19 protein-coding genes, 1 pseudogene and 2 riboswitches are annotated in these 23463 nt (G+C 40.8%); of the genes and pseudogenes, 1 reads left to right on the plus strand and 19 read right to left on the minus strand.

Features of this window, described 5'->3' with window-relative positions; genetic code table 11:
* Positions 1 to 98 precede the first annotated feature (98 nt).
* A riboswitch (purine riboswitch) is annotated at positions 99 to 200 on the minus strand.
* 78 nt (positions 201 to 278) lie between these two features.
* From ACXN9U_RS11220 to ACXN9U_RS11250, 7 genes are all read right to left on the minus strand, one after another.
* Positions 279 to 476: an NETI motif-containing protein gene (locus tag ACXN9U_RS11220; RefSeq protein ID WP_003155772.1), complete on the minus strand. Its 198-nt coding sequence runs from the start codon at positions 474 to 476 to the stop codon at positions 279 to 281.
* Complete coding sequence (locus tag ACXN9U_RS11225) at positions 473 to 1027, minus strand: DUF2179 domain-containing protein (RefSeq protein ID WP_016937019.1); 555 nt, start codon at positions 1025 to 1027, stop codon at positions 473 to 475. Before ACXN9U_RS11225 ends, ACXN9U_RS11220 begins: the two co-directional genes overlap by 4 nt.
* A 119-nt stretch (positions 1028 to 1146) precedes the next feature.
* Positions 1147 to 1320: a Fur-regulated basic protein FbpA gene (locus tag ACXN9U_RS11230; RefSeq protein ID WP_076982558.1), complete on the minus strand. Its 174-nt coding sequence runs from the start codon at positions 1318 to 1320 to the stop codon at positions 1147 to 1149.
* A 137-nt stretch (positions 1321 to 1457) separates the two neighbouring features.
* Positions 1458 to 2240, minus strand: a complete 783-nt coding sequence (locus ACXN9U_RS11235; protein WP_045926631.1) for a DUF6574 domain-containing protein — start codon at positions 2238 to 2240, stop codon at positions 1458 to 1460.
* Between the two features lie 197 nt (positions 2241 to 2437).
* On the minus strand, positions 2438 to 3760 hold the full coding sequence (locus ACXN9U_RS11240) for an NCS2 family permease (protein ID WP_060963404.1): 1323 nt from the start codon (positions 3758 to 3760) through the stop codon (positions 2438 to 2440).
* A 131-nt stretch (positions 3761 to 3891) separates the two neighbouring features.
* Positions 3892 to 3993, minus strand: a riboswitch (purine riboswitch).
* Between the two features lie 122 nt (positions 3994 to 4115).
* Positions 4116 to 5558 carry a DUF4179 domain-containing protein gene (locus ACXN9U_RS11245; protein WP_489201664.1) on the minus strand — a complete coding sequence of 481 codons (1443 nt, stop codon included), beginning with the start codon at positions 5556 to 5558 and terminating at the stop codon, positions 4116 to 4118.
* Positions 5540 to 6073: a sigma-70 family RNA polymerase sigma factor gene (locus tag ACXN9U_RS11250; RefSeq protein ID WP_489201665.1), complete on the minus strand. Its 534-nt coding sequence runs from the start codon at positions 6071 to 6073 to the stop codon at positions 5540 to 5542. The genes ACXN9U_RS11245 and ACXN9U_RS11250 overlap by 19 nt, the downstream gene beginning before the upstream one ends.
* A 488-nt stretch (positions 6074 to 6561) precedes the next feature.
* On the opposite strand from ACXN9U_RS11250, the gene ACXN9U_RS11255 reads away from it, so the two are divergent.
* Positions 6562 to 8478, plus strand: coding sequence for a hypothetical protein (locus ACXN9U_RS11255; RefSeq protein ID WP_489201666.1), 1917 nt, complete (start codon positions 6562 to 6564; stop codon positions 8476 to 8478).
* 65 nt (positions 8479 to 8543) lie between these two features.
* Here ACXN9U_RS11255 and guaA read toward each other — a convergent pair whose 3' ends face one another.
* The 12 genes and pseudogenes from guaA to ACXN9U_RS11315 form a co-directional block, all read right to left on the minus strand.
* A complete protein-coding gene (gene guaA / locus ACXN9U_RS11260) occupies positions 8544 to 10085 on the minus strand; it encodes a glutamine-hydrolyzing GMP synthase (RefSeq protein ID WP_007408887.1) in 1542 nt (513 codons plus the stop codon).
* Positions 10086 to 10248: 163 nt separating this feature from the next.
* A complete protein-coding gene (locus ACXN9U_RS11265; protein ID WP_489201667.1) occupies positions 10249 to 12456 on the minus strand; it encodes a DUF4129 domain-containing transglutaminase family protein in 2208 nt (735 codons plus the stop codon).
* An 18-nt stretch (positions 12457 to 12474) separates the two neighbouring features.
* Positions 12475 to 13659, minus strand: a complete 1185-nt coding sequence (locus tag ACXN9U_RS11270) for a DUF58 domain-containing protein (RefSeq protein ID WP_489201668.1) — start codon at positions 13657 to 13659, stop codon at positions 12475 to 12477.
* Entirely contained in the window at positions 13659 to 14621 is a 963-nt protein-coding gene (locus ACXN9U_RS11275; RefSeq protein ID WP_060963409.1) for an AAA family ATPase, read from the minus strand. The genes ACXN9U_RS11270 and ACXN9U_RS11275 overlap by 1 nt, the downstream gene beginning before the upstream one ends.
* Before the next feature lie 138 nt (positions 14622 to 14759).
* Positions 14760 to 15100: pseudogene (locus ACXN9U_RS11280) on the minus strand (cation transporter dimerization domain-containing protein); the annotation flags it as partial.
* A 19-nt stretch (positions 15101 to 15119) separates the two neighbouring features.
* On the minus strand, positions 15120 to 16604 hold the full coding sequence (locus tag ACXN9U_RS11285; RefSeq protein WP_489202493.1) for an ABC transporter substrate-binding protein: 1485 nt from the start codon (positions 16602 to 16604) through the stop codon (positions 15120 to 15122).
* Positions 16597 to 17316 (minus strand): aspartate/glutamate racemase family protein, encoded by a 720-nt coding sequence (locus ACXN9U_RS11290; RefSeq protein ID WP_060963411.1) that lies wholly within the window; start codon positions 17314 to 17316, stop codon positions 16597 to 16599. The genes ACXN9U_RS11285 and ACXN9U_RS11290 overlap by 8 nt, the downstream gene beginning before the upstream one ends.
* Before the next feature lie 132 nt (positions 17317 to 17448).
* The gene (locus ACXN9U_RS11295) at positions 17449 to 18474 is read right to left on the minus strand and encodes a TauD/TfdA family dioxygenase (protein WP_060963412.1); all 1026 of its coding nucleotides are present in this window, start codon (positions 18472 to 18474) and stop codon (positions 17449 to 17451) included.
* Positions 18475 to 18537: 63 nt separating this feature from the next.
* Entirely contained in the window at positions 18538 to 19782 is a 1245-nt protein-coding gene (locus ACXN9U_RS11300; protein WP_489201669.1) for an ATP-grasp domain-containing protein, read from the minus strand.
* A 25-nt stretch (positions 19783 to 19807) separates the two neighbouring features.
* The gene (locus tag ACXN9U_RS11305) at positions 19808 to 21055 is read right to left on the minus strand and encodes an MFS transporter (protein WP_489201670.1); all 1248 of its coding nucleotides are present in this window, start codon (positions 21053 to 21055) and stop codon (positions 19808 to 19810) included.
* Positions 21042 to 22304, minus strand: coding sequence for an ATP-grasp domain-containing protein (locus tag ACXN9U_RS11310; protein ID WP_489201671.1), 1263 nt, complete (start codon positions 22302 to 22304; stop codon positions 21042 to 21044). The genes ACXN9U_RS11305 and ACXN9U_RS11310 overlap by 14 nt, the downstream gene beginning before the upstream one ends.
* 86 nt (positions 22305 to 22390) lie before the next feature.
* A complete protein-coding gene (locus ACXN9U_RS11315; protein ID WP_489201672.1) occupies positions 22391 to 23434 on the minus strand; it encodes an amino acid--tRNA ligase-related protein in 1044 nt (347 codons plus the stop codon).
* Positions 23435 to 23463: the final 29 nt, after the last annotated feature.

Genomic DNA, 23463 nt, shown 5'->3' on the forward strand with positions numbered 1-23463 from the left:
AAAAAAAGCCCGGCTTATATTGCAACTATGAGGAAGCAATACAAACCGGGCATGGCGCGCGTATCGTCAGTCGTTCGCTTCTGCGATATCCATGTCAGCTGTTTATCACTTTCCTGCATAGTCCGGCCGTTTACGGCAGCCGGGTAGAAACTTATGGGCCATATTCCCAAGATTATATGAGGTCGTGTTTTGATTTCATGTTTATCTTAACAACGGACTTGGATAATGTCAACGACATTATCGAACGATATAAAAATTCTTTCTTTTAATGTTCGTGTTTAGATCAATTTCCCTTCAAATACGATTTTTTTCCCGCAAGGAACGACTTGAATTGATCCATTTTCTTTCTTTTCTGTAAAGATCGGCTCTTCCATCCGCCGGACGGGCATATAGCCCTCTTCCTTCATTAAAGTGAGAATGGTGTCAATCGTTTCATGTTCCGTTACTTCAAACCGTTTCTTTTTTGGCTTTGTCATTCCTTAATTCTCCTCTTCTTCACTGCTTTCACCCAGAATCCGCCATGGATCGCTTTCGGCTCAAAAGCGATGATAAACGCTTTTTCATCGAGCGTTTTAATCGTATCATACAGCTGAAGCTCATATTTGCGCGGCGTCAGAATCTGCATGGCGGTCCGGTCCCCTTCAAGGCCGCCCGCGACCCAGCTTGTGACTCCGTATCCTTTTTCCCGAAGCTGTTTCGGCAGGTCCAGATCAAGCTCTTTCGTAATGACGTTGACTGTTATGTAGCCGAGCGCCAGTTTTTCTTCAATTTTCATTCCCACTATGACGCCGAGGCCGTAGCCGAGCGCGTAGGCAATGACGTTTTGAATCTGATTCAGATTGCCGAGCACGAGACTCAAGCCGGTCACATACACAAGGATTTCAACCGTACTGATGCCTGCTGCGAAATAGCGCTGCCCCTTTAATGTAAGGATCATCCTGATCGTAAAAAAAGAGACATATATAATATTAATGATGAGAATAATGAGAACCATACCTATACTGTTGGATAAAATCGTCTGCATCATTGATTCCCCCTCCTCTGATAATTTGAAAAGCCAATCTTTCAATTAAGGATAGTTTACCCTCTTTTGATCATTTTCAAAAGAAAAAAAAGCCCGCCCCAAGGCAGACTTTCAAACTCTTTTCAGTGAAGCTCAGCTTTCTTCAATCGTTTGACCGCTTCATATTCCTTTTCAAGCTCGCTCAGCGTGTATCCGGACAGTTCCTGAACATGGTTTTGGTATAACCCTGAGCGGATCAGCTTTGTCCTCAGATGCTGTTTTTTCCGATTAATGGCTTCTCGCAACAACGGGGCCATCCTCATCATCCTTTCCGAATCATAAAGATTAATGCCGCTTTCCAATTTCTGTTGCTCCCATCATATATCGGACGGCTTTTCAAAACAACACGCTATATTAGAAATATTTGTAAACATTGTGAAAGACAAATTTCGACTTACAAAGGGATCAGCGAGGCAGTAAAGTACTCTGAAATAAGCGGCCATGTCACAGCCGTAAAGACGAGCATGATGATGACCGCCGCAGAAATACAGTACATCACGTCGACGGCAGGATTCTCAGCCGATTTGTACAGAATCTGCACAAACTGCACCATCGCCGATGCAGCGAGAAATAAGGTCAGCGCCGTAAACACTACGGTGATAACCGGCAGATTCAATATCGCGAAAATCATCCACACGATAGAGCAGACGACAGCCGGAACAAGAAGTGAGCCGACTCCCGCGGCCGCATCCCGCATCGTAATTTTCTGTTTCAGCAGATAGCGTGATACAAGCCAGACCGCGCCGGCCGCAGCGGCAAAAAAGACGAGCGAATACACGAGAACGACGGTAAAGCCGTCAAAAAACGTGTGATGCCGTTCCCCGTATCCGAGCGGTCTCTGCTGGCTCGCCCTCAGCTGAAACCAATTTCCGATTGAGAAAAAAATACTGAATACAAGCATTGAAATAAGAGCATATTTAAAGCGGGAAAAGCCGTCTTCTCCAACGACCTTCACCGGTGATGTCAAAATGCGCAATGCGAAACGGCAATAACGTTTGACCGCGGCCCATACAGAAGCGAGTTTTTCCGTAAAAGCCGGAGCCGGGCGCCGTTCCTTTTCTTTCTTCTTTTGCTTTTGATAACGTCCCGCTTTTCTGGACATTCTCGAGAGCGGTTCTTCATCAGTTCCCTGATGCTGTTTTTCTTCTTCCAACGTTTCTTTTCTTTCTTCCGTCATGTCAGCAACTCCTATCAAAAAAATACGGCGGAATTTGTCAAGCAAGAAAATAAAACACTTATATAAGGTACCGAAGCGTCCTTCATCAGTCAAGCGGTTTTCTTCACCCGGACACTCACATGACGTTTTATATGATGTATTGGTTTTACGGAATAGGACAAAAACAAAAAACCGGCTGTCCTCAGCCGGTTTTTCCGTTATTTCAAGAAGATGAAATACAGGATAAAGATGACGAACAGCCCGTACATAATCGGGTGGACGCTTTTTCCTTTTCCTTTGCAGATCATTGTAATCGGGTAGAAAATAAAACCGATCGCAATCCCCGTCGCAATGCTGTATGTCAGCGGCATCATAATCATCGTTAAAAATGCCGGAACAGCCACCTCGAATTTATCCCAGGCAATCTTACCGAGCGGCGCCACCATCAGCGCGCCGACGATAATCAAAGCCGGAGCCGTCACATTCGTGGTGACAACTGACAGAAGCGGCGAGAAAAACATCGCCAGCATAAAGAGAATGCCCGTCACAACAGCCGCGAACCCGGAGCGCGCTCCCGCCGCAACGCCTGAGCTTGATTCAACATAAGAAGTCGTTGTAGACGTACCGAGCACGGCTCCGATAACGATTGAAGTTGAATCTGCCAAAAGCGCTCTTCCCGCGCGCGGAAGTTTGTTTTCCTTCATCAGTCCGGCCTGTGTCGCTACAGCTACCAGCGTACCGGCCGTATCGAAAAATCCGACGAACAGGAAAGTTAAAATGACAATCAGCATTTGTACGGAGAAGATATCCGGAAGGTGCATCCACGCCTGTCCGAAAGTCGGCGCAAGACTCGGCACGCTGCCGACAATGTGTGTCGGAACCGGAATCAGCCCGCAGATCATTCCGGCAACCGCCGTCAGAAGCATTCCGATAAATACGCCGCCGTTTACGCGAAGCACCATCAGAATGACCGTCACAATAACACCGAAAACCGTCAGCAGCACAGGCCCGCTGTGAATATTGCCGATAGATACCAAAGTCGATGAGTTCGCTTCAATAATGCCCGAACCCTGCAAACCGACAAATGTAATGAATAAACCGATACCCGCGCCGACCGCCAATTTCAGCTCAGGCGGAATCGCATTAATGATTTTTTCCCGCAATCCCGTCAGCGAAAGCGCCACGAAGATAATTCCGGAAATCAAGACGCCGGAAAGCGCAGCCTGCCATGAAATCCCCATGCCGAGGACGACAGAGAAAGCAAAAAACGCGTTTAATCCCATACCCGGCGCAATCGCGATCGGATACTTTGCAATGAGCCCCATTAAAATACATCCGGCCGCAGACGCAAGGGCTGTAGCGGTGAACACCGCGCCCTGATCAATTTTTAATGCTTCCGGAAATCCTTTCACACCGTTTAAAGACAATGTCAGCGGATTGACGAACAGAATGTACGCCATTGACAAAAAGGTCGTTAAACCGCCGATGATTTCATTACGATAGCTTGTCCCCAGCTCATCAAACTGAAAAAATTGCTTCAAGCCAATTGCCTCCTTCATTCTCTCCCATTTATTCTGCCCGTTATCCGCCAAATAAAAAACGCCCCAAATACATTTGGGACGCTTGACTACATACGTTCAGTCTGAATAAATAAGAATGGATTATTTATATCAAACGATTGAGATTGATCCGTAGTCAAGCCATTTACGGTAGCTTGGTAGAAACTTGCGGGCCATATCCCCGCCATTATACGATATCTGCATATTTGATTTCTGAGTCTATTGTATCAATTCAATTTTGAAAACTCAATAAAAAAACGAACAATCTTGTTTAAAAAAATTAGTTTATTCGTTAATTGACCAATAATGGAAGACGGCAAAAGCCGCCTTCCTGACATCATTTTCCGTCCGCAGGCCGCACCGGCACCGAGAATGTGATCTTGCCGTCACCTGCTAAAGTGTTCATGGCCGTTTGATTGACATACAAAGCGTATGAATCGAATGAGAAATCGCGCAATGAATATTCTTTATCGGATGAATCATCTAATTCAAAAACGGATTCCATTTCACCCGTTTTAAGATTCGTGACTTTCGCCTTATTCCCTTTCAGATAATAGCCTTTTTCATACTCATTAAGCGATGGCCATGTTTTCATTTTTTTCGTATTGCCAAGACCTATGGACTCACCGATATTCATCAGCTGATCCTCATCCGCCTTGCTTAGATTAATTCCGCTAAATTGATAATCGACAATTACCCGTCTGCCTTGCTGTTTGATCTTTTTGATGGTGATGCCGATATGATGATGTTTCGTTTTATAACTGACGGGCAGTTTTGTTTTCAGAGGGACGATTTCTCCCGGCTCTGATTCTGATTTTACATCACCCGTTATGAAAAGTGTTTTCGCTTTCGGGTCTATCGGTTTGCTGAATTGAGTTTGGCCGCGTACTCTTTTCCCGCCGCCGGGAAGGTTCTTCCGGCTGCCAAGTTCAATAGCCGCCAACGTCATTTCATAATGGTTTCCTGCATCATCCGTTGCTTCGTGAATCGAGATGGTATCATTTTTAGCTGCATCTTGAAAGTCGACTGAAAATAAGAGAGCCGATCCCATCGTTCCGTTTTCCGCCCGGATATCGAAAAAACGGTATAGTCCGTGATTTACATTCACAGCTTTCGTTCCTTCAAGAGAAACGGACTTTTGTTTTTTAATCGGGAGTGTAAAGCGCCAGTTTCCGGGAATATCCTTGATTTGTTTAATGACAAGCGGAAGCTTATCACCGTCTTTCATCTTTGGGCCGTCCGCAAAAAAGCGAAGCTGCCCCCCGTACTGCCCGTCTTTCATTTTTTTCATGCCCTGACTGTCATAATCCTCAGATAATATATTCCGGGTATCTTTATAATCAACTTGAAAAGGAATACTCTCCTCATCAGATTTCAAATTGTCAACAATAAAATTATAAACGAGCTGTCCGCTGTCATAATATACACTTTTTACTGTCACCGTGATTCCGCGCGATTCCGCTTTCTCGTTCAGTTTTGTCACCAAATTGCTTTTAAACAGCGCAGAACCTGCCTTATCCTGAAATACCCTGTAAATCTGCCCGGCAACAGGGATGTTTCCCATAGCCGTATTAACGGAGGGCATGAACAAGCCTGAGGACAGATACAGAATAAACAAAGCAGCAGCAACTGCGAGGCCGTTTATCACTTTTCGTCCCCATCTCCGTCTGACGGCGCCTTCTTTTCCGGCACGGACAGCGGCGCTATGTATCACGTTTTTCAATTCAGCTTTCGGCACGTCAATGTCCTGATACAATTGCTTCATTTGATGCTTTTCCATATTTGCTTATCCTCCTTTTCCAGCTCCTGCTTCAATGCTTTTCTCGCCCTGTGAAGATGCGTTTTTACAGTGCCTTCCGCCATACCGGTCTGTTCAGCAATCATGGCAATCGAGAAATCTTGAAAATAATAAAGCTGAATGGTCAGCTGTATATGTTCGTCAAGCGTTTCCATGGCATTCCGAAGATCTATGTGTTCTTCAATGTTCTTATTCTCCGCGCGTGTATCATGTTGCGGCTCAAACGGGATGACGTCTCCGTTCTTTTTCCTCATTGCAAAAATCGTATTAAGCAAAATCCGGATCAGCCACGTTTTAAAATATTTCGGCTCCTTCAGCTGCGCGATATGAAGAAAAGCCTTGTAAGCCGTTTCCTGCACTGCGTCCAGCGTATCTTCCTTGTGATGCAAATAGAGATAAGCTGTTTTATATAAAGTATCTTGATGGGTTGTGATCAGTTTTTCAAAGGCTGAGGCATCACCTTTTTTCGCCTTTTTGATCAATCGTTCTTCCTTCACCTTATCCACCTCCTATGCTGTTAGATATGAATCGGGCCAAAACGGTTTCAAAAAGATGAAAAAAAACGCCTCTTTTTTAAAAAGAGGCGTTTTTTTATTGATTTATTCCCACTCAATGTTCTCTAAACAGTATAAGAGTTCTTTGATTAAAGCATATCTTGATTTCTGTTATTTGTAAATCGTTTGCACTCTTTTACAATGATACTTTTTATTTGTGGACTTTGTAGGAAATCTTAAATATGTAATCAAAACGAAAAAAACCTTAACGACTACTTTTTTAGGCTAAAGATAATTTAGATACTCATCATTCCATTCAACCATTTGAAATTGACTCTGACCGATTAAAAATGATTTCCCGTAGATCATGCTAAGTCTCATAGAAACTTGATTTCTAATCATAAATGTTAAAAGAAATTTAAAAAATTTGATGATATAATTTAAAAGTAGAGAAATCTACCTTTAAATTATAGACAAAGTGGGGTGTTTTTTTGCAATTAGATCAATTTTATAGAGATTCGCTATATAGTAAAGCATTGGAGTATTGGTATGAAGAATGGAAATCTTTAATATCACAAGTGAAAAATGGGACAATAGGAATTGATATAGTTAATATTCGTCTTGTGTTATTGGATGTGATTAATGAATATGAACTAAATAAATTTGAGAGTGACAACAATCGTAAAGTTTATATAAAATTAATCGAAAATCTTATTAGTGAAAGACATATGAAATTATATAGAGATGAATTACTCATTTTAAAAGGGAAATTGGAAAGGAAAGATAGTCAGGCAGTTTATGTTATTGCTAAGGAACTTTCTAAAAAAATTTCTAATGCAAATTTTGCACAAATATTATTTGACGAATTATTAGAAATTATCGAAAAGAAATTATTCTTAAAAAAAGATAGAACTAAAATTAAAAATTTAACTAAGGATATCATTATAGACTTAGTAACTTCAGGGAAAAGTGTGAAGGATATCGAAAACTTACTCAGTGACGTATTCCAAACATATAATGTACATGGAGAAGATATCTTTATTCTTTTCAAATATACTCCTGCTGGCTTGTCTCCTGAACAAGCCAAAGTATATATTGATAATTTAAGTGTAAAAGATAGATTAGAGATATTTAGAAAAAATTTAATAGCAAAGAAAAGTGACTATCTTTTTATATTTCCTGTATGGGGAATGATTGCACCTCCTCTTAAAGATGAAAACGATACAATATTTGGTTTTTATGTATATGATCCAGTCCGAGAAAAAAAAACTCCAGATGCCGAATTGTTTGACGAAACGTTTAACACAAAAAAACAAGAAGAAGTTGTTGAAAATACATATAAATTTGATAGTAGATGTAATGTACTAGTTAAAGTACAGGCTATTTCTAATAATGTGGCGAAAAAAATTGCAGAAGAAAAGTATTTAATTTTTTTAAGGTTAGCAAATTTGAAGTTTGCTAGCAAGTTTAAAGAGTTTTTTTGGGATGGACAGTATATAGGAAAAAATCTTGATAGCGAATCTAGTTTTGGTACTGCATTTAGCTTAGGTAGAGATGACAGAGTTTTTAGAAGAAAACTCAGCAAAGATAATCCAGTTTATTTTAGTAATGAAAAGTTTAAACAAATGAAAGATTATTCTAAGGTAATTGATGCCCTTGAAAAAAGGAATATGTTCATTGAATTAAATTCTATTATTAATGTAATTGAATTGATGTCTAATTCTATTTGGGAAACCGAGAACAATAAGCTGTTGAATTATTGGATTTGCATTGAAAGTTTAGCAAACATTTCAAAGGCATATAATGAATCTAAATTTACTTTTATTAAAGAAGCAATATCAAATATGTATTTTCTTTGGGAACAATTTAGACCAATTCATAATCTCTTTTTATTAACTGTAAAGTATACTGAACACTCATTTAGAAATGATGATTCCATCAATATACCGGAGGAATTTGCCCATGATGTTGGCATTTACCAAGCGCGGTCTGAGGACTCAGTAGTTTCACTGGTTAAATTTCACAAACGGATGAAGGATTTATTGTCTTATACCACAAAAGAAAGCTTTTTAGATAGTATTGAAGATACTCTTGATTTTTATCAAAATAATAAAAAGGCTTTACAGATGCTCCGAAACAAAAAAGATGAAGTTAAGTTAACAATTGATTATATATATAAGTCTAGAAATCAAATTGTTCATAATGGTTATGTAGCAAAAAACCTTATACCTTACTTAGTAAATTTTGCAGAGAGTTATGCAGAGTCATTATTCCAGAGAATTATAGACGTATATCTTGAAGATGAATTTGATCTTCAGAACTATTTTATCAAAGAACAATATGAAGGTGTTTTATTGGAAAAGAAGCTTTCAAGTGGAGACTTTTATAAAATTGGTTTAGAAGAATAAATTTATTTTTTGAAAAAACAAGAGCTTAGAACCCTTATAAACCAAGGATTCTAAGCTTCTTTTGACTATTCCCACTCAATCGTTGCAGGCGGCTTGCTCGTAATGTCATACACGACGCGGTTGATGTGTTTCACTTCGTTGACGATCCGTGTTGAAATCACTTCAAGCACATCCCAAGGGATACGCGCCCAGTCAGATGTCATGCCGTCGATTGATGTTACGGCACGGATACCGATTGTGTAATCATACGTTCTCGCATCTCCCATGACGCCGACGCTGCGGATGTCAGGAAGAACCGTGAAGTATTGCCAGATGTCGCGCTCTAGGCCGTGGTTCGCCACTTCTTCACGCAGAATCGCGTCTGATTCCCGAACGATTTCAAGTTTTTCTTCCGTTACTTCGCCAAGTACGCGGATGCCAAGGCCAGGGCCAGGGAACGGCTGACGCCATACGATATCATCCGGAAGGCCGAGCTCTGTGCCAAGCGCGCGCACTTCATCTTTGAAAAGGGTGTTTAACGGCTCGATCAGTTCAAACTGCATATCTTCAGGAAGTCCGCCGACATTGTGGTGAGATTTGATCGTTTGCGCCGTTGCAGTACCGCTCTCGATAATATCCGTGTAAAGCGTTCCTTGCGCAAGGTAATCGATGCCTTTAAGCTTGTCCGCTTCATCATCAAACACGTAAATGAATTCGTTGCCGATGATTTTGCGTTTTTGCTCAGGATCAGAAACACCTTTCAGCTTGTTTAAGAATCTGTCTTTCGCATCAACTTTAATGACATTCATATTAAAGCCTTCGCTGAACGTTTTCATGACGCCTTCCGCTTCGCCTTTACGAAGCAGGCCGTGATCGACGAAAATACAAGTCAGCTGGTCGCCGATCGCTTTATGAATCAAAGCAGCCACAACAGAGGAATCTACACCGCCGCTTAGCGCGCAAAGAACCTGCTTGTCTCCGACTGTTTCGCGGATTTTTTGCATTTCGATTTCGATAAAGTTTTCCATTGACCATTTGCCTTCACAATCGCAAACGCCGAAGACAAAGTTTTTCAGAAGATCATTGCCGTATTCAGAGTGGCGCACTTCCGGGTGGAACTGAACGCCGTACCAATTCTTGTCCGCTTTGCTCATCGCTGAATTCGGGCAGTGATGGCTTGTGGCGTCAACAGTGAAGCCTTCAGGAACTTCTACAACCAAATCGCCGTGGCTCATCCACACAACCTGTTCTTCCGGAAGATCTTTGAACAAGTCAGGAGTTCCTTGAATCTGAATGTTCGCTTTTCCGTATTCGCGCTGGCTTGCCGCCTCGACTTTCCCTCCGAGATAATGAGTCATCAGCTGCATGCCGTAGCAGATGCCTAATACAGGAATATCGAGTTCAAAGATTTTTTCGTCACAGCGGAAAGATCCTTCATCATATACACTGTTCGGTCCGCCTGAAAGGATAATTCCTTTTGGATTCATTTCTTTGATTTCCTCAGCTGTCAACGTATGGGGATGCAGCTCGCTATATACGCCAAATTCACGGATCCGGCGGGTAATCAGCTGGTTATACTGACTGCCGAAATCAAGAACAAGAATCATTTCATTCACTAACTTCGTCATGGTTGTCACCTAATCTCCTCTAAGTTTTTGACACAGAAAAAACGGAGGACAAACGTTCAGCCCTCTGTCGCGCAAGACTTGTCCGGAAGCCCGGCTTTTTAACGCTCCCGGGCTCCCATTTAACATTCATTTATTCTAACAACAGGACGATATACGGTCAAGACTATCTTGTTTTAATTATATTTTCCCACAACTGTCCCGATTCATTCCAAAGCTCCGCGGCATTATCCCTGCGGTATAAGGCCCGCTCATAGCGCAGCGTCAGCTCGGACATGTCGTTTGTATCGTATGCCTCGTCAATCCTCGCGGCAAAATCGCGCAGCGTTTCTCCGTCTCCTCTGCTGAATCCTTTTCGTTTCAGCTGGCGGAGCAGCGCGGCATATGCATCGAAAAAGACGTCTTCATCCGTACGCCGCTTCAGTCTGGCTGCTGCAGCGTACGGAATCCAGCGCGCGCGGAGCAGCCAGGCGAGCGCCGCCGCGGCAGAAATCACGATGATGACGGCTGCATACGGCCACAGCTGTGCCGCGGTATTTTTGCGGATCACAGGATGCGGTGCCGCACTGTGCTCCCGCTTTTTCGGCGCTTCTTCTTTTTCAGGCTTTGTTTCCTGACGCTGCTTGTCAGACGGTGTATCCGAATTCCCCGCTGAGCTTCCGCTGTCTTTTCCAGCTGTTTGATTTTGCTCTGACGTAAACTCCGTCGGATTGGTGAAGCCTTTCGTCGGCTCAAACGTCACCCAGCCCTGATCGGGAAAATACACTTCAACCCACGAATGGGCGTTGTTGTTTGTGACTTCATAAATGTGGCCGTTATGGTCGCCTGCGCTTTTATACTCGCCGGATGTATAACCCTTCACCCAGCGGGCGGGAATTCCCGCAGATCGGAGCAGCACGGCCATAGCCGATGAAAAGTTATCACAATATCCTCTTTTCGTTTCAAACAGAAATTGATCGACATAATCCTGATTGTGCTCCGGAATGGCAACATCCTGCGTATCATACGAAAATGCGGAAGATCCCAGATAGTCCTCGACGGCCTTCGCTTTATCAAACATATTATGATGATCCCGCGTCAGCCTGTCCGCAAGCTGTCTCACTCTTTCCGGAACGCTGTCCGGAAGCTGTAAATACCGATCATTAAATTGGTTCTGCTCACGGTATCGTTTCACTTTCACTTTTCTGAGATCATTCAGCTTAAAGACGGGCGCGTGAAAAGTCACCGTGTACCGTCCCATATTGCGGATGTTGCCCACTTGTTCACTGATCGGCGTGATTTGCTCGGTGTTTCCGTTCATTTCAAGCTGAATCGAGTGCTTCGGTTTAATATTGGAGAGGCCGATCGGATACATGACGTGATTATAAAGATAATTTTCATCAATGGACACCTGCGCCGTATAGCGTCTCGTCTGCACACTCCGATCAAACCATATGTCTTCCACATTGCCGCCGTTCAGTTTATAGGACATGCCCTGGTCGGTCTCCACCCAGCCTTTTCCCGTATATGTATCTTTCGTTTCCACCCGGAAGTACGACCGCTCTTTTCCCTTCCATGTAAAAACCGGCGTATCGTCCTGCTGAAAAGGGCCGCCCAATGTTTCATCATGATTGCCGTAGCCGATTTTGCTTTCAGCGGCGGGCACTTCTTTGTGATTTGTTATTTTTTTTAGAAACGGCACGGGGTCCGGCCAATTCGGATCTGATTTCGGAGCCGCCAGACCGAACACGACGGAAGCGCAGATAAACAGCGCCAGCGGCAGAAACCATTTGATAATCAATCTTTTTTTAAATGCTATGTGTTCTGTCAGGCGGATGCGCTCCATATACAAAAGCCCCATCATCAAAAAGCCGATAAAGACGATCCGGATGACGGCGTATGCGGCATCATAAGGAGTAAATGTATCAAGTACGGTAATATACGCCACCGTCATGATAAAAAAGAATAAGATTTTCCGCTGATAGATCACCCAATAATGCAGCAAATACACAAGCAGCCATAAAAGCACAAAGAACAGCAGTGTGCGGAATGACGGGTTCATATCATTCCATCTTCCGGTTCCGATGTGCCGGACATTCAGCATCACGTCCCGTAAAAAAGAAGCAAGCCATTCCGGCTGAAAAACCGACCCTTTATAAAACAGCATGTGAATACTGATCAACGTAAACAGAATGCAGGACGGCACGGTGACGTACCACCTCATCCGGAAGAATGACAGCAGAAATGCCAAACCGATAAAGACGATGAAAAAACCGGTATGCTTTGTATCCGTAAAATTGTGCAGCGGCCTGAGCCATTCCCACAACAATAAAAAAGCGAGAAAATAAAACAGCAGCAGACTCAGCCTGCTTCCCTGGTTCTCGTCATGCGGCATGGCGCGCCACCTCTCTTTCTAAACAACATGGGACACCCGTTTGTCCCTGATCATTTGCACCTTGATATTCTTTTGAGCGAAGATGAGAGCGAGATTCCGTTCTTTTTCCGAAAGCACGGCATTCGTTTCTTTCGCCAAAAACACCGTCATGTCAGGGCGGACGGACTCAGCCTGTTTGAGGAGATTTTCTGTAAGACTGCCCGTCACGACGGCAATAAAAGCTTTGCGGACGCGCGGATTCGCCAGCTCTTTTCCTAAACGCCCGCCTGCACCAGCTTCTTCCGATTCAGAAGCTGATGCCAGGTAACGCAGCACATTTCTGAAATGCTCTTCTCCCTCCCGGACGGGAAAAACAGTCCGGTCCCTCCCTAATGAAATAAATCCTGCGGGAGAGCCCTTCACAAGCGCGGTGTAAAGCAGAGATGCTGAGGCTGACACAGCGGCTTCAAATGAAGGAGACGGATTGCAGTCCAAAACGAAAATCATATCCGTGCTCTGCAGCGGGTCAAATTCCTTCGTCATCAGTTCATTGCGGCGCGCGGACGTTTTCCAGTCGAGAGCGGAAAACCGGTCGCCCGGCTGATAATTTCTGACGCCCGCGGCTATTGCGGAGCGGTGAACCTGAAACGGCGTGCCGGCACCCGCACCTTCTTCGCCTGATGCAGCCTGCTGCTTATCATGAACAGACCCGTACGCCGGGAATACTAAGACCGTATCCGTTACGGAAAATGAAGCCGTCTTGTCCAAGAGCCCGAGAACATCTCCCGTCCGCACTCTTATCGTATGGAAATGATGCTCCCCGCGCGGCGCCTGCGGCAGCTCATATTGTAACGTCAGCTTCTTTTGAAACCACGGAAACACGAGCTGTTTTGCACTGCGCCTCTCGCCGAGCGTTTCCGGCATCACGTCTTCAATGATCATATATGTCAGCGGAAACGGCAGGCGCCTCGTCAGACTGATAGTGACAGACAGTCTGTCACCAGAGGTTAACCGGGCGGAAGAAATCTCACGCGCCGCCTGAAACGCCCGCAGCGGATACACGGCGACCAGCCCGGCGTAAACGATAAACGGCAAAAACGCATAAAATAAAAACCAGCTCACAAATCCGCCCTGGAACATGGCATAAGAAAAGACCGCCGCCGTCAGCACAGCCAAAATAAGCAGCTTCCAGCCGTATAACAGCCAATGCACTTTCTTTCTCATTAGCGGACCGACATCCTTTGAACGGGAACTTTTTCCGTTTGCATGATGTCTTCGATAACCGCTTCCGGCGTGACATCATTAAATTTCGCATCGGCAGTCAAGATCATTCTGTGCGGCAGCGTATACGGAGCCAAATACTGGACGTCATCAGGAATGACGTAATCGCGGTCATGAAGCAGCGCGTACGCCTGCGCGGCTTTCATTAATGAGATCGAACCGCGCGGACTTACGCCCAAATGGACGGACGGATGCTGGCGGGTATGCTGAGTGATGCCGACGATATACGCTTTAATTCCATCATCTACCCGCACCTGCTCCAGTTGTTGCTGGAGGGTGATGAACTGTTCTTTAGAAATGACGGGCTCGAGTGTTTCGAGCGGATTGCGCCCTTCCTGCAAAGACAGTACCCGAAGCTCCTCCTCGGCAGTCGGATAGCCCATGCGCAGCTTAAATAAAAACCGGTCAAGCTGCGCTTCAGGAAGCGGATACGTCCCTTCATATTCAACCGGGTTTTGTGTCGCCATGACGAAAAACGGCTCAGCCAGCCGCATTGTCTTTCCGTCAATCGTGACATTTCCCTCTTCCATCGCCTCAAGCAAAGAAGACTGCGTTTTCGGCGAGGTTCTGTTAATTTCATCGGCCAGCACGATGTTCCCCATAATCGGTCCGGGGCGGTACTCAAATTCCATCGTTTTCGTATTATAAATAGAGACACCCGTCACATCTGACGGCAGAAGATCCGGCGTGAATTGAATCCTCTTAAAGTCAGCACCGATCAGCTTGGCCAAAGCGCGGACCATCATCGTTTTTCCGACTCCCGGCACGTCTTCCAGCAGCACATGCCCTTTTGCGAGAATGGCGGCCAGGCTGAGTATGGCGATGTCCCGTTTTCCTATGATGATGTTTTCAATATGCTCAACGGCTTTCTCCAGCAGCGGATGCAGCTCTTCTTTATAAGCCATTCTTCTCCCCCTAGTCATCTCTCAAATTTCAATTATTGTAACCTAACTTTACCACAAAATATAATTAGTATAAAAAAACGTTTCAGTGAATTGTGTCCAGTCCGAAAAAGCAAAAAAGCTCCCTTTAAAAAGGAAGCTTTATTTCAGCTGGAGAGGCTCCATATGAACATGTGAATGGCCGATGGCGTGTTCCTCTTTCATCCTGCGTTCTGCCTCATTTGCGATATCATGGCTCTCTTTAATATTCAGATCAGACGGCACTTCAATGACAACATCAATATGAACGGAGCTGCCAAGATATCTCGCTTTAATATCTTTTAAACGGCTGACGCCGAGATTTTTCGATCGTCTGTTTATAAGCTGAAATGTCCGTTACATCGGAGCCACTGTCAAAGAGCGGGATGATTCTTTTCAAAATAAGGAGACCGATCACACACCGTGACTGTATCAATCCAAGCAAGGCAGATTTGCAACTCAATGGTTAAGTTCACCTTAGGATTACATCGTTTCCAATGATAATGGTTTTATGTATTCATATGCAGGCTGATAAAATTGATCAAAAAAACTTTTTCCATCCATTTTGGATTTACGAAATAGATAAGATTCATAGGTTAAAGCTATCGGAAACACTAAGCTGTTTTCTATAACTAACTCTTCTACTTTTCTATACATTTTATTTCTCTTATTCATATTAATTTCTTTTTTCGCATCTTTGAGGAGACCTCTAATATTCATAAGAGTTCCAGTATTCGCACGATAGATTTCTTTATCACTGCTGAAAAATAAAGATAAATCTTCCGGATCATTATAGTTAAAACTTGAGGAACTGACTAATATATGCTGCTGAGTATCTAAAAGGCTTTCATGTAAGGAAGAAAGTTCTGTTTTAACTACGTCGAAGCCTTTGGCACTCAATAAATGATATAGCTTGTTCTGCATTTTACGCAAATGAGAGTGTTCACTATAATTATTGTAAACAATGATACTTAATTGAGGAATATAGCCCCATTTTAAAAGATAATTTTCCTTAGCAGCTTGGAAATTAAAATTTATTAATTCTTCCTCATGATTAGGCACATCTAATATAGTTTCAGGTAAGAAACTATGAGCAGGCGAATATATTGACCTCTCTGTTTTCGGTATGCTGGATAATATATCTTCTTTGTTTAATGCTAAGTTAATTAAACTTCTTAATTCCTTCCACATCTTATCTTTATCATGTAAAACAAAATATTCTATAGCTATTGTGACGCTTATAGGGCTTTTCAAAATGTCAAACTCGTTTTCTGTTTGATTTTCCACTTCGGCTAATAAATCAACTTGACTTACGTCTGTATATACCACAAACTGTAATTTATCAAAAGAATCGATTCTTTCCTCCAAGTAATCCTCATTCTTTTTTAAAGTCAAAACCTTAGAGTCTTCACTTAGGCTTTCATAGCAGTAAGCTCCAACTCCTATGGGGTTGTCTTTCCACACCCAGAGATCATTTTCTAAAAACTCTTCTCGCGGAACAATACTTAAGGCACTTCGAGTAAAGTATTTTAGAAAAAGCAAATTTAGATGTTTCAATTTTATTTTTAGTCTGTAATCATCAATAACCTTTATGCCGGAACACATATTCGGAACATATTTATTTGTCTGACTTACCTCTTCGTAACCTTCTATATCGGATAGTAATTCTGAAAAGGTAGATCTTGCCCCCTTCATCATTCCTCTGCATAAAGAAAACTCAATATCTCGAGCTAAAGCCTTTCTGCCATTGTGAAAGTAAATATCTTTTCTAAGTACAAGGAGGTATTCATTATCACAATCATTAATTTCCCATTGTTCAATAATGTTAGGCAATAAATGCCCTTCTTTGGACATCTTAAATAATGGAGGAAAAAGAGCTCTGCATATTTCATAATCACATGAATAAATATTAAAAGGAGAGATATTTTTAGAAATAGCCGAAACCCCAACTTTCAAGGTACTATTCATTCTTCCCACTCTCCAAGCCCTCTTTTATATATCTTTCTACTAGTCTTCTCGCTAGTATCTGAGAAGAATCATATATCTTGAGTTTAGTATGATTCGTACAAAAAAATAAATCAGTACAAGCACAAACTACTTCATTTATCCCTTCTGTTAAAAGAATATCTTCTATCGTTTTCCATTCATCCGTTACTTTTGAACAAACTCCTAATGTTTTAGTTTTTAAAATTAATTCATCAACTCTTTTTTGATACTCATCGTTCCAAAATACATTTTTACCTTTTAACTTTAGTTTTTCTTGATATAAATTGCTTTCCACAGTCCCTCTTGTAGCAAGTAAGCCGACTTCATTTCCTTCATTTTCTAATTCATTTACTGTTTCATCAATTATATTTAATATGGGTATACTTGTCATTTGGCACAATTCTTTATAATATGAATGAACCACGTTACAAGGTATTGCTATAATCGAACAATTAGAATTGTTTAGTGAGTCAATTCCGACTTTTAATGCCTTTAACATCTCGCTGTCATCAATCGCTTTTTTAGGATGAAAAGGTGTTGGCAGCGAATATATTATCATATGGGGAAAATCATTATCGAACTTTGCTCCATATAAATTTTCACAGCAGTCCAGAACAGATTCTAAAAATGGACCTGTTGATCTTGGTCCCATCCCTGCAAGAATTCCAATTTTATAAACCTCACTATTATTCATTCTGGTTCTCTCCTTGTTAATATCTTAGAGGTTAACAATTTAAATAAACCATACACTTAGTTAAACAATAAAATTTATTCTAAGTGTATGATTTAAGAATTTTATATTAAGCTAACTGCATAAAACGACAATTTACTTTAATTTGAGTTCATATTTTAGAGGTATGCATACATGACTGCCAGGGCTTCTGCTAAAACTAGATCGGCCTAGATCATTCACTGTAAACATTCTTTGAAGCCAACGATCATTCCCATCGTATTGTGGGGTAAAGGATGAGCGAGCGTGCGCTGCTAATCTGTTGTCGATAATAATAAGGTCCCCAGGACAGAGAGGTACTTTTATAGAAACCTTACTTAATGCTTCTTTTAATAATTCCAATGCCCATTTTGCTTCTTCAGTTATTCCTTCCATTAAGGAACAATGAATGACCATTTCTGGTGCTTGAATGCTGCCTGAAAGCACGGGTATGATCTTTGATAAGTCATCCGAATTAAATGAAGCAGGCGGGCTTAATTTATACAGAGGCTCTCTTAATGTTAATACTACTGAACTTGGCAGTAATTCTAAAGCATTAACTATAGAAGCAGTTTCTGTTTGTGCTTCGTTTTTATGGTCTGATCGTAAGCAATATAAAGCAAGGTGATCAGGTCTGTATGGATGTATAGCGTCTTCAGTATGATAAGTAAAAAAGACTTTCGATCCAGAGTTTTCCAAACCGCTTTCTTTCCCCTTAATCGGACAAATATCATGAATGAGTTGTCCATTTTTTTCATCAGCATACCCAATCGGCTCACCCATATACAGCATGAATAGCATTAGACATAATTCACTAACAAAGGAGATCTTATCCAAAGAGGGATTGCCATCATCAGGAGTCTGAGGTAAACTATCGTCTGTAGGCAAGTTTCTAAATAAAATCGTTCCTTCTCTGTTAGAATTTCGCTTAAAATTAATTAGAGCACTCTTTACTCTGTCTGGAAGATTATGCGAAACAAATTGTAATCTATTTAGGGCAGAATTATTAATAACATTTGGATTGAAATTAATTTCCTTTATTAAGTTCTCAATCAGTTCTTTTTCAGCCTGTGATATTTCTAAAACTACACCTTCACTCATACCTAGAGACGAACTTTTTTCTTCGGTAAGCAAGGTTGACAATTTAATCTTCCCCTTCCAAAACTCAAGTTAATGAATCTTATAAAATTATTTTTTATTGTAATATTACTGTTTTACAAAGCTTTTATATTCATACTGATGTTCTTTTATAGCATTCATGACATCTTTATAAACTTGATTTGTTTCCCCTTTAAAGATGTATCTGGCCGGAATCTTCAAATATCCGCCGCTTCCATCCAGTACTTCTCCTTTACTCCGTAAATACTCTTCTACTAAAGTTGACAATTTCCCTTTAAATGAAGTGTTTTTTTCCATTAAACAAGGCAGTTCTGCTGGAAAAGGAATTAAGAGATAGCCTGAAGACACTCCTTCATCCAGCCGCACATCCGAAACTTCTTCCCCTAATTCAACTTTTAACTGATCAGTTACAGCATCTCGGCCAATCAATAGACTTACACATCTTGGGATATCTGCTCCTCCCATACGGGCTCCAATTTCCATAAAAATAGGTTCGAGCTTGTCACTTTTCTCATCTACAATTATTTCAAGATGGAACATAGTATTGTTTATTCCCAAGGCATTAACTGTCTTTTGGGTAAAGTCGATGAGCCCCTCATATAACATAGTCTCATTCTTATCTACAGAAACCGATCCCAATGGACTTTGTTGAAAGAATTTTATTGGCGGATTGATATACCGAAACGGAATACAAAATTTTAATTGATTGTCCTTTACTAATCCATCAACGTGAAATACTGTTCCCTCACAATATTCCTCGCATTCCAAGTCCTTAAATTCTATGTGTGGCAATATTTCGTCATACTCCTCTTGATTATGAAGAATATGAACTCCTTTACTAGCAGCCATTCTCCTAGGCTTTATGACAATAGGAAAGCCTGCTTGGTTAATAAATTGTTCTAACTCCTCTACACTATCACATTTACTAAATTTAGGAGTTCTTAAGCCAGATTGGCTGACAATCTCTTTCATCCTTACCTTATCTCTGGCATTTAGAGCCTGTTCAAAAGATAGACCCTCTAATCCCTTTTCATCTCTTAATTTCCCTGAATTCAATATATCCCATTCACTCAGAGCTATTAACCGATCTATACTTCCACCTTTTTTTTCAATCGTTTCAAATGCTGTACGAATGTTATCCAAAGAGTTAATATCCTCAACAAGCTCTATAATAGAATTTTCTAAAATATTTTGAGATAAACCTTTATTGCCTTCAGCATCAACAATATAACTTACTTTATATTCGTTATGATTCATTATCTTTTCATAATCAGGTTTTTCAGAATCCCACCCTACTGACCAGCGATTAATAATACATATGTGTTTAGTCATAATACTTGTCCCCTTTATCTTCATATTATAATTCTAAAACATCTTTCTGGGCAGCATGACGTTTATTATAAAAATAATAAGTAAATATTGTGGAGTTGACTATAATCCAAAAAATCGAAACTCCTAATATTACTTCTTGAGGTCCTGTAATTTTAGTAAAGGTAGAAGTTATTAATCCAGCAAGGGGCAGGCTTAGACGATTAAAGAAAACAATAGTTCCCATACTCTTACCTAAATGATGTTTCGGTATTAACTTAACTCGTTCTGTTCTTAGAAATACATTAAAAATCCCTATTCCACAAACCAAAAGGGCGTAGCCGATAACATAAATGTAAAATTGATTGGCTATTCCCAAAATGACGCCAGATAATGTTAACAACACAATAGATGCTATGCCTATATTATTAATACTCTTACTTTTTTTCAAAAATACAGGAATTAACAAAACCACTATAGATCCCGTGATCCCGCCAAACATCGCCAATAATGAATACTCTCTAGAGGTTGCACCAAGAACCCCTTGGGCTACAGCCGGATTTAAAGCCATTACAGTCCCCATCACAAGATTAATAAGCATTGTTGCCAGTACCAACAGCCGAAGGAAGAAATTTTTAGCTATAAACTTAAACCCATCCCCAATTGTTCCTAGAACTCGTTTAATGGACTTCGTTTCCCTAACAACCAGATTTTTAGCCTTATTGGGAAGACCCAGTACTCCGAAACCTGTTATTGCAAATGCAATACCAGTAATAATAAGAAAATCCATCTCTTTTATAAATAGAACCAATATACTTGCCAAAGCCGGTCCCATCACTTGGGAACTAAGCTCCAATCCTTGGATTAACGATTGGATGCGGGGAATATCGTTATTGTCAAAGTTCCTACCGATAGTTGTTTCTAATGTGACAAAGTTTAATGAGTTTAAAATAGCGAACAAAGATGCTGCAACTGAAAGTATAATAAATGTTTGGCTTGGCATATAGATTAATAATAAGAAGCCTGATATGGAAACTAATGCTCGCAGGCTATCGCCAATAATATAAAGTTTTTTTTCTTTATAAGTATCTACAAGCACTCCTATGAAGGGGAGTAATAATACTGCCGGCAGCCACTCTATAAGGAATGCTAATCCTGATTTGGACGCTTCTCCGGTGTATTGAAAAATTAATAAAGGGATAGCAAATAGCAGAAGTTGTTCGGATACTGTTGATACAAATCTGCACCCAAGGAACAAAATCAATTTAGATGTATAGATACTATTAGACTTTTTCAAGATAGTCTAAAGGCTCCTTTAATTCCATATTATAGTACACAGGTTTTATCCATCCGTTATGTAGAGTTTTTACTCTTATAGAATCTACATCTTTAATTACGTCTTCCTTTAGTCCAGAAAGCATTCCCAGCCAACTCCAATTACTGCTTCCCATAGCGGAAACGGTGTCCCCTAAATTTTGGGCCTGTGTATGCTTAGATTTCATATTTTCCGCATACTTAATTTCAAGTACTCTATCTTGATTAGGAATTCCGTAAGCTATCCCTAAGCTATCCTTACATTCTTCTCCCCAAAAGGCCGTTGGAATGATCTCTTTTTCATTTAGGACTAACTCCATTGATTGTCGGTAAATACTATGTGGTTCAATTCCGTATGAACAAGCTATAATCTCAGTAATATTTGCTCCGCCAGGCCTTCCAAAGTTACAATCTATTAATTTAACTTGATTTTCTGAAACAATAAATTCAGTATGAAAAAATCCTCTGCTATACCCGCTTCTCTCCACTAGAGTTTGAACAATCTTGCACAATTCTTTCTGAGCTATAGAATGATAAGGGAATATGAATACCGATTCTGCATTTTCCGTCTTCCTTCTGCCAGTTACTCCAATTGGAATTACTTTACTCTCTAAAACGTATCCCTCTAAGCTTACAAGTTCTCCGTCTATTATTTCTTGAACGACATATTCGTCAGGGTGCAGATGCTTAGGTAAGGTTTTATCAAATAATTTTTCTATATTCTCAATATCATTTTCATCCTCTAATACACTTATACCTTTAGCACCAGCTGCAAAGGATGGTTTTAGTATCAATCCATTCTGTGAAGCTGATAACATTTTTTTTATCTCTGAATAAGGAATCGCCCCTGTAGTGAAAGAAAGTGATAGCGGCGTAAATTCTGGGATAATGTCATTGACATACGCCTTATCCTTAAGTAATTCAATTTTTGGATCAATTCCCTTTATATCTAAAGCGCTGCATAATTTAGAGCAAATTTCTAATTTACTATCTAAGAAAGAGATAACTCCTGCAATGTCCTCTTTTGGAAAAGTTTTTATAATCTCATACAGCTCTTCAAAAGAATTAGTATTACAATTAATAAACTTATAAGATGTAAGTTGAGAGAGTGCATCTCCTTCCTGACTATTTAAGTTTGTCAAGAACAGAACATTCAGATTCATTTCCTTTGCCGCTTTTACAATATACTCTGGCCCAATAACAGAAGAATCAATAACAAATAAGGTTTTCACGTTTTTCTAATTCTCCCTTCTATACGACTCAAAAGAAAGAAAAGGGTTAGAATTTAATTCCTTACCCTCTCCCCTATCAGAAGTTATTATTTTTGATTAGGACGTGTAATCGTCGTGTTTGGACCTGCATCATGATATTGAATGAAATCTAAAATACTTTCTGCGCCAGAGATAAACTTTAACAATCTCTCCAGTCCAATTCCAAATCCAGCTGTTTGCACTTGTGATTTATCTTTCCATTGAGCATATTCCGGATGATAAGAATTGCCGAGCGTTTTTGATTGGTTAATAATCTCCTCTCCGCTAGTTGGACGGATACCCCCGGTAGTTAGTTCACCGTAGCCAAAAGGCAACATTAAATCGTAAGTTTGAAAAACACCTTTTGGACTTTCGTGATAAATTGAATCTCTAACTCCTGCTGGATAGTTATAAATCCAAAAAGGTGTGTCGAATTGGTTAGAGAGAAGTGCGTCTTCTTCAGAAGTAAGATCCCCTTCTGAATCTTTAGATCGTCCTACTCTTTCTAAGGCTTCTTCAAATGTTATTCTAGGATATGAGCCTTTTACCAAGCTCTCTGTGTTGCGTTTTGCTAAAGGAGTTAACGTCAAATCATCATTATTATCAATTAGAGATAAAATCTTATTGCCTGCTTCATAGAGAATCTTCTCCCCTAAATCGAAAACATCTTCCATTCTCTCAGTTCTCCATTCAATTTCAAATTGAAAGAAGGAATAAATATGTTTTGCAGATAGCTCTTCCCCTTCCATCAATAATCGAAGGCATGGGGCAAGGCAATAAACCTTAGGTAAATATTCCGTTGCCATCTGTTTTTCTACAACATGACTAACACTCATATAGTAGTACTGTTCACCCGCCACCTCAACTTTTGAATTAAAGGAGGAGTCATGATCCCCATTTTCTTTAATGTCAGGTAAAGTTTTATCCCCTAGTACGATTACTGAATGCTTGGCACCTGGCTCATATCTTCTAGAAAAGGGAGTCGGAACAATTTCGTCAAACTTAAATAAATCCATTGAATTTCTCAGCGACTTTAAAAGAGTTGAAGTCCACGCATAAGTTTCATTATAAGCGAGTTTTCTAGTATCTAAATTTTCAATTTCAACCTTCATTTGTTACACCTTCCTATTCTGAATATTAG

The organism is Bacillus sp. BACIII (assembly GCF_057836745.1).